General features: G+C 29.7%; 5 protein-coding genes. 1 reads left to right on the plus strand and 4 read right to left on the minus strand.

What is annotated here, in order from left to right; all coding sequences use genetic code 11:
• Window positions 1-9: 9 nt before the first annotated feature.
• Window positions 10-1,473, plus strand: a complete 1,464-nt coding sequence (locus I0K12_RS02230; protein ID WP_196885271.1) for a hypothetical protein — start codon at window positions 10-12, stop codon at window positions 1,471-1,473.
• Between the two features lie 129 nt (window positions 1,474-1,602).
• Here the strand turns inward: I0K12_RS02230 and I0K12_RS02235 are convergent, their stop codons facing one another.
• From I0K12_RS02235 to I0K12_RS02250, 4 genes are all read right to left on the minus strand, one after another.
• Window positions 1,603-7,740 (minus strand): alpha-2-macroglobulin family protein, encoded by a 6,138-nt coding sequence (locus I0K12_RS02235; protein ID WP_196885272.1) that lies wholly within the window; start codon window positions 7,738-7,740, stop codon window positions 1,603-1,605.
• 197 nt (window positions 7,741-7,937) lie between these two features.
• Window positions 7,938-9,806, minus strand: coding sequence for an OmpA family protein (locus I0K12_RS02240; RefSeq protein ID WP_196885273.1), 1,869 nt, complete (start codon window positions 9,804-9,806; stop codon window positions 7,938-7,940).
• Window positions 9,807-9,824: 18 nt separating this feature from the next.
• Window positions 9,825-10,745 (minus strand): type IX secretion system membrane protein PorP/SprF, encoded by a 921-nt coding sequence (locus I0K12_RS02245; RefSeq protein WP_196885274.1) that lies wholly within the window; start codon window positions 10,743-10,745, stop codon window positions 9,825-9,827.
• 32 nt (window positions 10,746-10,777) lie between these two features.
• Window positions 10,778-12,874: a gliding motility-associated C-terminal domain-containing protein gene (locus I0K12_RS02250; RefSeq protein ID WP_196885275.1), complete on the minus strand. Its 2,097-nt coding sequence runs from the start codon at window positions 12,872-12,874 to the stop codon at window positions 10,778-10,780.
• Window positions 12,875-12,917 lie beyond the last annotated feature (43 nt).

Genomic DNA, 12,917 nt, shown 5'->3' on the forward strand with positions numbered 1-12,917 from the left:
TTAATACTTATGAAAAAATTTAAATTATTGCTATGTATATTTTTGAGTATAATTTCATTTAATGGAATCTCTCAGAATCAAGAAGACTATAAAATATTGCTAACAGAACCATATAAAGGAAAAGAAAAAATCAACAAATCTTCAGGAGTTCAAAATTTAGGATCCGGTAAAAGTTTTATCTTGTTTTATACAAAAAAAGGATACGAATTTTCAATTTATGAAGGTTCAAAATATATTTTAAGCAAAAATTTAAAAGCTACTAAAAATGAAGTTTTACTAGGAGAAGCCTTTTTAAATAGAAAATATCATTTGTTTACAATTCAACAAAAAGGGAAAAAGAATAATATTATCATGTCTCATTCATTCAATGTAGACACAAACGAACTTATAAGTGAGAAAATTGCGGATATTGGTGAAAGAAATAAAGATTTAAATTCATTTAATCTCTCTGCCAACAATAAATATTTAGCTTTTATTTCTACGAAAAAAAATTCAAATCGTGATTTAGAATATCGATTAGAAGTATTAAACATTGAAAAAAAAGAATTACAAAGTAGTTCTTTACTTTATTCTAAAGGAAAAAAAAATAAAGGATGGACAACTCTATATACACCTAAAATTAATAATCAAGGAGAAGCATATGCATTAGTAAAAAAAACATTTACGAAAAAAGAACGAAAAAAGTTTAATTTAAAAGATGGGTTAACAATCTATAGAGTGATTGATTCTAAACTACAAAAATTAAACATTCCTTTTGAAGAAAAATATAACGAAAGTGAATTTGATATAATTGATGGAAAAAATGAAATTACTTTAGTAAGTTTCACTTCTCATGAAACGCAAACAGCAAATATTGCAGGGTATTTTTCTTTTATTATTTCAAAAAATGATTTCACATTAAAAGATCAGGTATTTATAGAAATTCCAGATAAAGTACTACAAGAATTTTATGGAGAAGAAAATCTTACTGCTAAACAACAAAAATCAAAATCAAAAGAATTAACCGATTATAAATTTCGTGAATCTTTTAAAGACAGTCAAGGGAACAAATATATAATTGCCGAAAAAGAAATTAAAAAATCAATGAATGGTGGTTTTTATACCTATTGGAGTGATTTAATTGTTTTAAAAGTAAATACTGATAATTCAATAGAATGGGGAGATTTAATCCCTAAACTAGATGCTAAACCTATTCATAAAGCTTTCATTAAAAATGATTTATTACACATTGTAATTCAAATAGATGGAGAAATTAAAGCAACAAATGATGATATTGTGTTTGGGATGGGATTTATGAAAACTGAATTTGTATATATCTTAACATATCAAAAAGATGGAAAAATTAAATATCAAAAAGTAGCTACTAATAAAAAAAGAGGTAAATACAACCCTTATAAAGGAATTTTTAATGATGATAAATTCTCTATAAAAAATACAACTTCAAAGAAATTCCAATTATTAATAATTGAATAAAAAAATATTCAAAGTCTACTTTTAACTTTCAAATGTGATCCAAAGAAAACTTAATAACAACTAGATTTATAAAAACAAAAAAATCCGAGCTACAAACTCGGATTTTTTTATAGTAATTTAAATTTATTCTTACTTTATCTCCACTCTCACACCTTCCGAATTACTAGAAAATTCTGGAGCATACATACTTTGAATCGTTGTAATTCCATTAGAGAAATCTCCAGCATTATTTGCTCTTACATTATATTCAAAAACATACGTTCCTTTTCGCACTTTTGAGAAGAAAAAGTTCGTACTTGCATCTTTTGTACTTTGGTAATAACCAAGACCACCTTGCCATTTATATTCCGAAATCACATCTACAGGTTCAAAACCTGAAGCTCGCATGTCTTTCATATGTACAAAATCCATATCTCTGTCTGCTTTCAGAATAATCCTCACTGTAACTAAATCTCCTACTTTCACAGGATTTTCTTTTGTGATTTTCTTCAAAATATCTCCTTCTGTAGTAACTTTCTTTATAAATAATTCTTTCTGAATCGAAAGTCCAGTTTCCGAAGTCGTAATTTTATCCAAATCTTCAAAATATTGCCAATACAAAGCTCCCCAAGCAATTCCTTCACCTTTTTTCTCTAAAGTCACTTCTGCCATTTCTGGTTGAATTTCCGTTTTCGACCAAGTTTCTTTAAAATATCCTGTTCCTGCTTCTGGTTTTTGAGCTTCCAACTTAGAAATATCTAAAGTTTGATTTCCAATTTTCACTCCAACATTTTCTTCATTTTCTGTCCATTTCGTTCCTGTAGAAACCAAAGCATAAATAGCTTCTGTAGTCGCTTTTGTCGTTACCCAACGATTTGTTTGCTTATTTTTCAATAACCATTGTTTTAAACCATCTACAAACTTTGTATCCGAATCAATCTCAGCAAAAGTTTCAATCAATAAAGCTTGCGTTTCTATCGGAGCTTGATACCAATACCAACTCGAAACATTTTTCTTCCAATAGGTTCCTAATTCTTCATTATTAGTACTTCTTTCCTTTAAAGATTTCAAGATATTTTTAGCATTTTTAGTATTTCCATATCTAGAGAAAAACAGTGCTATTTTACCTTGTGCACCAAGATTTGTTTTCAACCAATATTTTTCAGCTTGTTTTGTATAATACACTAAAGCTTCTTGATTATCTTGGTTTTTACTTGGTTTAAAACTGCATAAATACAAATAAGAAATCACTTCATTGGTCAAATGATTTTGCGCCAAATACTTTTTCGGATTTTTATGTTTTTCAGCATTCTTTAGAAGCTTTTCATAGTCTTCTATCAAGTTTTTATCTAGATAGGTTTTTGCTTTTTCAAAAATCTTAGATTCTTTTTCATCTAAGATAACTCCCATTTTTTGAAGATGTGCAAAACCTGTAGCAATATGTAATGTAATTCGATCATTCACTCGATCATTTCCGCTAAACCAAGGGAATCCTCCATTTTCTAATTGCATTTGTTCCAATTTCAGAATCGTATTTTGCTGCGCATTTTTCAGTTGATTTAACTCAAATAATAATGCTATTCGCTTTTTCTGTTCCGTTTCCGATTGTGCTTCTCTCAGCCAAGGTGTTTCTTCAATCAATAATGATTTTAATTCTTGGTTTTTCTCCAAATTAGAAAGCAAAGCTTCTGTATTATTCCATTGTTCAAAAACTCTTTGAATTTTCGGATGCTGATTCAAAATCTGGCTTGCTAAAGCATTCGCATAAAATCTTGAAAAAGTTTGCTCACTACACTCATATGGATATTCCATTAAATAAGGTAAAGATTGAATCGCATACCAAATCGGATTGGAAGTTACTTCTAAAGTCAGTTTATAATTTGTTCTTGTTTCTGAATTTGTATTTTTTAGTTTGTCTAAAGTAAATGTTTTCGTTTCGTTTGAATTTACCCACATCGGTAAAGTTTCTGTCACCAACATTCTATTCGATAAAACAGGAAGTGTATTTTGTTCTCCATCCGAAAAAGTAGAAGTTTCTGCCACTACTCTATACTGAATCGCTTGGATTCCTTCTGGAATTTTAATATTCCAATTCACAGCAATATTTCCGTTAGCTGCTACCGAAAAATCTTTCTCAAAATCCGAATTATCTAATAAATGATTAATTGGTTTTTCTGTAATTCCATCAAAGAATTCTAAACGTGCTTTTCCTTCTAATTTTTCATCGCTTAAACTTGCAATTTTCGTTGTAAAAGTCATCGCATCTCCTTCTCTAAAAAATCTTGGAGCATTCGGAATTACCATCAATTCTTTTTGAGTAACTGTGGTTAATTCTTCAATTTTATAAACCACATCTTTTGTATGTGCTAATAATTGTAGTTTCCATTTTGTCAAAGCTTCAGGACTTGTAAACTCAAATTGTACATTCCCATCTTTGTCTGTTCGTAACTGAGGATAAAAGAAAGCGGTTTCTTGAAGGTTTTTACGAATTTGGATTGGTTGTTTTTTGGGGTTTGAGCTCTTATTTTTTTCAATTCCTACAAGTTTTTCAACTGCTGCTTCTGCTTTTGAAACTCCTTTTCTACCTAAATTATCAGATCTAATTTGTTCATCTTCTCCTATAGCTCCTAATAAAACTTCAGCTTCAAGCTCAGAATCACTTTCAGTACTCCACGTAGCTTCTCCACTATAATCTCCTTTGTATTGTTTATAATTCGCTAACAGAGCATGTCTTTCATTTTTCAAAGAACTATATACAACTCCATCAAAATTAGATGTATTAAATCGATCAAAACTTTGAGAAACACTAAATTTATACTTATTTTTTATCATGAAACTTTTAGACTCACTTCCAAAAGAAAAATAATTATCTGATTTAAAATCACTGTAAGCATATTTTTGTCTAGGAAAAGAATGAAAATACCAATCATGACTTTTTAATTGATCCAAAGAAGCATCATACATACTAGCCAAAAATTCTGAAGCAACTACATTGTTCTCATCATTTAAAATGGTAAAAGACCAAGTTTCTTTTTTTCCTGGCTCCAATTTATCTCTAAACGTTTTTGCAATAATTTGTAATTCCTTTCTTTTCGGATTATCTATAATAATTCTTTCTGAACCATTTCCTGAAGAATTAAAATTGACCCAAGAATAATGTACAAAGAAATCTGTTTTTTGATTTTCAGGAATTTCAATAGTAATTTCTTTTATCCTATTCGAAAGTTTTACAATTTCTTCCTTTATAATTTTCTGATCATTTTCAACTCTTATTGTCACAAACATTTCTGGAGAAGCAGAACCAATTTTCAATTTTACTTTCTCTCCTTTCTTATAAGATTTCTTATTTGTTTGAATCGTAAACAATTCATTATTTAAAACTTTTTTCGATTTCGGATTATTCAACTCGAAATAAGATTCTTCTTTTATTTTAAGATCATTTTTATCTGCAACTTCAACTTCTATCAGATATTTACCAAGTTTCCAATTCTTAAAACTTGGTAAACTAATTTCTTCCGATTCTTTTGTATCAAATTCTTTTTCAAAAACAACTTTTCCTTTTTTCCAATCTTTAAAATCAGATTGATTTCCATAAAAATCATGTGGAAAAAGTTGATTAAATTCTTCTTCAGAATACATTGGGAAATCTGGTGCACTCCAAGTTCGATTTCTAGCTAATTTTGGAGATTCTAAAGCATAAATTTTCATTTTACCAGATGCAGTAGCTTTTTCTCCATTTAAGTTGGTAACATTTAATTTAATCTTCGCATCTTTAGTTTTAATAAAATAAATAGGTTTGTTTTCAATAGCAACTTCATAAGATTGATATCCCACTTTTACATTTGTATTTGCAGTATGCGTTTCTCCATTAATATCTGTCACCGAAACTTCCACAGAATAATTAAAAACAGGTAAAAAATCTTTTGCATAATTTTCATCGGGAACTGCTTTAAACGGAATTGTGTAATTCCCCTCTACATCCGTTATAACTTCTCCAATTGCAATTTGCTGTGCAGGAGAATAACCAAATCCATTCGTTCGATAGTACCAATAAGGCAAATTCACAGTTCTATTTACACTATAAGTCACTTTCGCCTCCGAAATCGCACTTCCCGAAAAAGCTTTTGCATTTCCTTTTACAAAAACACTATCATTAACCTGATAAGTCTTTTTAATTGGTAAAATTTCTGTTTCAAATTTTGGTCTTTTATATTCCTCTACACTGAAAGAAGCTCTATTATATTCTAGATTAAGAGAATTTTCTTTTTCACTTTTAATAATTTGTATTGAATATTGTCCTGTCAATCCACCAGTAGGTAATTGAAAGACTCCAGCAAAAGAACCAAATTCATTTGTTTTAAAATCTAATTTCTGAACTTCTTCATAATTAGCATTTTTTAAAATCGCCTGAAATTGTTTTCCTTCTAAAACATTTGTTTCATTTCCTTTTTCTGTGAAAGCAATCGTTTTAAAATAAACTGTTTGCCCAGGTCGATAAATACTTCTATCCGTAAAAGTAAAAGCATGCACTTTTAATGGTTCTTCTTTATTATTTGAAGTATTCTTATGTGATCGATATTGATTTAAATTTCCAAAAAAAGCTTCGTCTTTATCTGAGTAAACTCGAAATTTTAAATTGTAATAATTATTGCTAGAAGTATTCATAAATGAAAACTCCCCATTTTTATCTGTAATAAAACCTTTGTCTAATGGCTTTTCTTTATTTTCACTTGTCAAATGAACTTTCGCGTTCGAAATCGGTTTTCCAGTATTTCGATCTACAACTTGATAAATATAAGTTCCTTCATTTTCATTTTGAATTAAAGACAGATTTGTTACCTGAAAAATATTATAACTAAAATCTTTAAAATTTTCAGAAGAACTAAAGGCTAAAACATATCTTCCATTTCCTAGAGGAGGAATTAAAGCTTCTGTAGTATGAATCTGAAAATCTTCAATATCTTTTAAAGAATAATGTAATTTTTCTAAAGGTGTTTTCTTTTTTAAATACGTTTTTATAGTATCTTTCCTATTATAATTATATCTATATTTCTCTATAAATTTTAAATCTTCTTCATCAACTTTTATAATTCTAAAATAAATATCTTTTGTGTTTTTATACGAAATTAAAACCTTAGAATTTTGCTCTATTGGTAAAAATCTTTCTTGCTGAATATTTATATAATCATTTTTTATACTTTTCAATAAAACCTTACAATCCTTCGTATACTTTCCTTTTCTATTTTTTGCAACTACTGTTTCACAAATTGCAACAGCCTCCTTCAGCTTCCACTGATATTTTGGATTTGAAATTGAATATTGATTTCCTTGTCCTCTATAAAAAGATGCTAATTCATAAGAAATTAAAGCAAAAGCATTTGTGTTTTTATTTTTGTTTAAAAATGTTTTTAAAGCTTCTTCATAATCCTGCTCTTTATCTGCATAATTTGTGTGATTTCTTACATATTTCATACGCTCGATGTTTACCATCGCTAGAGGTAAATCATTTTTATTTCCTTTATGAAAAGACAATAAATCTTGGTATAATTTTAAAGATTTCACTTCTTGAGAAAGAGTATCTTTTGAAGTAATTTTCAATTTTACGAAAGTATCTATATTTGAAAAATATTTTTTATCATTTATCAGAAAAGCATCCTTTGGTTTTGTGATAGTACTTTCACTATGATTAAAAAAAGTTAAAGCATTATGCGCTAAAAAATCATATAAAGTAGGACGATATATCTTCGATCCTTTTATATTTACAAGCATTGCTTCATAATCTTTCAACTTGATTTTTTTCAAAGCATCAGGCTTTTCTAAACTTTCAGAATATAAATTTTCTACAACTTCCAAAAACTTATAAGCATCCCAAGTTTTAAAATCCTCATCTTTTATAGATTCATTTCTTGTTCTGTTATAATGCCTATATCTATTTCTTTGAAAATAATCCCAATATGTTTTTGCTAAAATATTCTCTAAAATAGCATTTACAGGAAATTCTTGATCTTTAATTTGTTCTTTTAAAAAGTCTATTGATTTAGTTTCAGAATTTTCTTCAAAAGCAGTTCTAAAGTGATTCTTTGCCAGAATTACTTTAACAATTTGCGGTTTGTTATTCTCTTTTTGAACCACTGTAAAAAGAGAATCAAGAGTTTTCATAGCCGACTTGGGTAAACCTTTCTTTTCTAATTCGGTAATTTTTTTCCAAGTTTTTTTATACTCTTTTTGTTGTGCAAAAATGGTACTAACACTAAACAATAGGAGGAATAGTAATTTATTAAGCTTCATAAAATCTAATTTGGTTTTTCAATAAAATATTAAATTCCAAAAACCATGCAATTTTTGAAAATTTCAAAAGTGAATTTACAAATTAAATCCTATAAAACTGATTTAAATACAATTAAGAGATTTAAAACAAAAAAAGCTATTCTCAGAACGAGAATAGCTTTTTTAAGTTTGGTTAGTTATAGTTATTTGAGAAAATTCTATTTAATAAGTATAAACTCTGATCTACGGTTTTTAGCATGTTGCTCATCCGTACATTTATTACAGTCTTCTACTGGTTTTGACTCTCCGTATCCAACAGAAACTAATCTATCTTCCGCAATTCCTTGCTCTACGAAATAATCTTTAACAGCATTTGCTCTTCTTGCAGATAAGCTCATGTTGTATTTATCAGAACCTCTATTATCTGTATGAGAACCAACTTCTACTCTGAACGTTTTATGTTCTTTCATAAAGTTGATGATTCTGTCTAATTCTGTTTTTGATTCTTCTACTAAGATAGCTTTATCAAACTCGAAATAGATTGGATTTGTATCTAACTTTGGATCTTCAACTACTTGGATTAATTTAAGAACAATATTCTGCTCTACATTTCCTTTCTTTCCAGTTGCAAATTCAACTTCAGCTGGATCATAAGTTACTTTAGAACCTTCTAATTTATACTCAGAAGTCGGTTGAATTTCAAATGCGAAAGCTCCATCAGCTCCAACTGTTGTTTTAGCGATTTCTCTTCCTGCATTGTCATACATTACAACATCAGCTCCAGGTAATAATTCTCCTGTTTTGCTGTCTTGTGCAACTCCTTCTACGAAATAAATTTGCTTACGATCTACACGATAGATATCATCAGATCCTTTTCCACCTGCTCTGTTTGAAGATAAGAAACCTTTTTCTGTAGCTTCATCATAGATAAATCCGAAATCATCTTTGTTGGAGTTGATTACGTTTCCTAAGTTTTCAGCTTTAGAATAAGAATTTCCGTTGATTTCACTTTTGAAAACATCTAATCCTCCAAGAGTAATGTGACCATTAGAAGCGAAGTATAAATTATCTTCATCACTTACGAATGGAAATTGCTCTCTACTTTCAGTATTTACATTTGGCCCTAAGTTTTTAGGCTCTCCAAAAGATCCATCTTTATTGATGTCTACAACAAAAATATCCCAATTTCCTTGCGTTCCAGGCATGTCTGAAGCGAAGTATAATTTTGTGTTATTTTTGTTTAAAGCTGGATGTGCAGCAGAATATCCTTCTTTATTGAAAGAAACTTCAATTGCTTTAGACCATTCTCCTCCAACTTTTGAAGACTTAAAGATTTTCATGTGAGAAATCTTATCTCCTTTTCTGTTTTTAGGCTTTACGTTTCTTGAGAAATAGATTGTGTTTCCGTCTCCACTGAAAGTAACTCCTCCTTCGTGAGCTGCTGAATTAATTTCTTTCGAGAAAGCAACTGCTCCTGAAGCATCTCCTTCTTCGTCAACTTCTGCAACAAATAAGTCTAAATAATTCTCATTATTCCACTTATATTTTTTTCCAGAAACTCCTCCATCTCTTGAAGATGAGAAAACAATTTGGTTTGCATTAAAAGCTGCTCCCCATTCAGAATCTTTTGTACTTACAGAACTATTTGTTACAATATAAGGACGTCTTTCTGATTTTTCTTTCTTTTCAAAATACGCTAAAGTACTAGGAACTGTTTGTGTTTTTCCTGTTTTAGCATTGTATTTTTGAAGAATTTTATCCGCCTTTGCATAGTCTTTATTTCCTTTTAAAGCCATTGCATAACGGTGTAAATGCTCCGCATCTACTTGCTCTGGATATAACTCTAAAGCTTGCGCATAATATTTTGCAGCATTATTAGTTTTTCCATTATAGTAGTAACAGTCTCCTAATTTTTCTAATAAATCTAAAGACTTGTTTTCTTTTACTTCTTTTTCGTAAATCTCAGCTGCTCTTACATACTGCGCTTTACCAAAATATTTGTCCGCACGCTTTTGTGCTCCACTTTGTGCATTAGCATACTGAGATGCTGCTGCCAAAATACATATAGATAGTATAACTTTTTTCATGATAATCGTTGTTTTGAATTAGAAGAATCTTGGTGATTTATCGTATCCTCTTGTAGAAGTATCGATATTAAATAACAAGAAAATTTCATGTGTTGAACCTGCGTAGTCTTTGAAATCTGAATTTGTGTAATCATACGCATATCCTAATCTTACGATATCTGTGATTTTAAAGTTTACAAGTCCACTGAAAGCATCTTCAAAACGGTATCCAGCTCCAAATTCAACAAAATTGTTGTATAAGAAGTTAGCTGTTAAATCAAATGATAAAGGCTCTCCTGCCATGTATTTTGCCATGAAAGCTGGTTTGAATTTCCATTTTGAAGCAAGATCAAATACATATCCCCCTGTTAAGAATGTATTTGCTTCTCTAGCCCAAAGATTATCTTTGTCTGTTGTATCTAAATGTGGTTGTGGAATAAATGTTGGAATAGATAAACCTACATAGAATTTATCTGAGTTAAAATAAACCCCAGCTCCTAAATTGAAATATGTTTTATTTAAATCTTCTGCGAAATCTGGATCTGGATCAATTGTGATTAATTTTGAAATAGTAGCATCATATAATGAAACCCCTGCTTTTAATCCAAAAGATAAATGTAAATCGTTTGCAAAGTTTAATTTATATGCAAAATCTGCTGTAATTACATTTTCTTTTACAATATCTCCAACGTTATCATTCATGAATGATAAACCAACTTCTACATTATCATTTACTGGCATATGAACGAATCCTGTGAATGTTTTAGGTCCACCATCCACATCAGTCCATTGTGTACGATATAATGCTCCGAAATTTAATATGTTTTCTGTTCCAGTTGTGTAGGCTGGATTCACGATACTCATGTTATACATATATTGTGTAAACTGAGGATCTTGCTGTGCAAATGACTTTGCTGCAAAGAATGCAGCAAAGACAAATAATAGTAACTTTTGTTTCATGTGTTATCTTTTCTCTCTATTGTTTGTTAGAATTATCTATTTAAGTATAATCTTCCTTGGTATGGTTCAGTTTCTCCATCATTGAAGTTTACTACAATAAAGTATACTCCTGCAGGTGCTCTTGTATCATCTCCATTTAACTGTCCATTCCAATCCGCTTTACTTGCATCTTGAGTGTATACTACATTCCCCCAACGATTAAAGAATTCTATTTTAAAGTTTGGATATCTTGTTCTGATATTAACAATTTCAAATGTATCATTTACACCATTTCCATTTGGAGAAAATCCTTCTGGAATAATAAATTCACAGTTTTCATCTTCGATTGGGTTAACAATTGCATTAAAAGATAATGGCTCAGTTCTACATCCGTTTTCTTTATTTACTAAAACAAAAGAAATTGTTTCTAAATTAGGATTTGTGTTTGTATAAGGATTTGGAAGTGGACTTGATAATTCATTTCCAGCCTCATCAAAATACAATACATCTACATCTTGTCCTCCTACAATTGTTTCATGAATTCCTGTAGTATCAAACTCTGTAATTCCATCAGTATTATCATCACATTCTACAATATCATTTGGTACATTGATATCAAATTGTACTTGATAAATTTCTAACTTGAAAGTTCTTGTTGAAATACATCCATCATCTGTAGAAACAGTAGCAGTAATTGTTTCTTCATCAGCAATTGTATTTGTTAATGTTTGTGGTAAAGTTTCATAAGTATTTCCACTTTCATCTGTATAAGAAAATTGGAAGTTTCCAGATAATCCATCTACTAAAGAAGCTTCAACTCCTGTAGTATCAAAATCTCCAAATCCGTTTCCATTATCACAAGCATATAAAGTATCTACAGTATTTAATTCTAACTGATCTACAATTAAAGTAACTGTTGTTTCACTCTCACACTCAGTAATATTACTTACAGCTTTAACTGTAATTACTTCTTCGTTTGCAATTACATTTTCATATAAAACAGAAAGGTCTGTAATTTCATCTCCATTTCCATCATAATATGTAAACACTAATTCATCTGTAGGGTGTTGATCAATAATTGATTGCTCAATTCCTGATAAATCAAATTGTTGAATTCCATCATCATTAGTATCACATAATTGGATATCATTCATTGCAGCTAATTCTAAATCTGAAAACTCAACAGTGAATTCTTTTGTAGCTGTTTTTAATGTTCCATCAGATTGTAAATAAGTAATCGTAACAGTATAAGTTGTAGTTTCTGTAGGAGATAATACAATTTCAGCTCCTGATTCAATTACATTCCCATCTGAATCTGTCCAAGTAATAGTCTCAACTTCTTCATCGATAGAAATAACTCCACTTGGTGTAAATCTCCAACCTTCATTATAAGCTTCCCATTGACTAGTGTTTCTATCTGGAGCTACAATTGCTTGTGTTCCATCTCCATTTTGAATACCTACTACTGCATTACCTTGATTCCATTGGTCACACATTGGTTTTGACTTCAAATAAACATCAATAATGTTTGTTGCTTCATATAAAACAATTTGCTGTGTAGTTTCATAGTCTGAACAGGCTCCGCTAAAATGCTTAATCTTATAATAATTTGCAACTAAGGCTCTAAAAGGTGCCTCTCCAACTACATAATAATTAAAACTATTTTGTCCTAAGTTATCAATAGTAATATCAATATCATGATAAGCTCCAAAAATAGTATTTGTTGGTAAAGCTGTTGAAGGTAATTCTTGAGTAAAACTCCAGTTATTATATGCATCAAATAAACTAGAGTCAAATGTTACTTGTCCATTTGTACCAACTGCAGCTTCATCAAAAATTTGTCCAAAATAGTCGAACGTAAAACCTAAAGCAATTCCTTCCGTCCATATATCATCAACTAAATCTTCTAATTCAGTTCCTCCAGTAAAAGGGTAAGGTGGTGCAAAAGGAATTGAAGTTACTTCATAATTTTCTGTTGTACCTACATCAAAGAAATCTAATGTTAAAGTAGTAGATGGTGCATTACAACCAACTATTAAATTTCCTTCAATATCAATCCCGTCCAATGGACTTTGAATTGATTGCGAATATCCCTTAAATCCGATAAGAGATAGTGATAGCAAAAAAAATGCCGTGTAATTTTTTATCATAGGATTATCTTTTTATAAAAATTAGTTTGCTAATATAAAAAAT

It is taken from the genome of Aureivirga sp. CE67, assembly GCF_015767245.1.
In the GTDB taxonomy this organism is placed as follows: domain Bacteria; phylum Bacteroidota; class Bacteroidia; order Flavobacteriales; family Flavobacteriaceae; genus Aureivirga.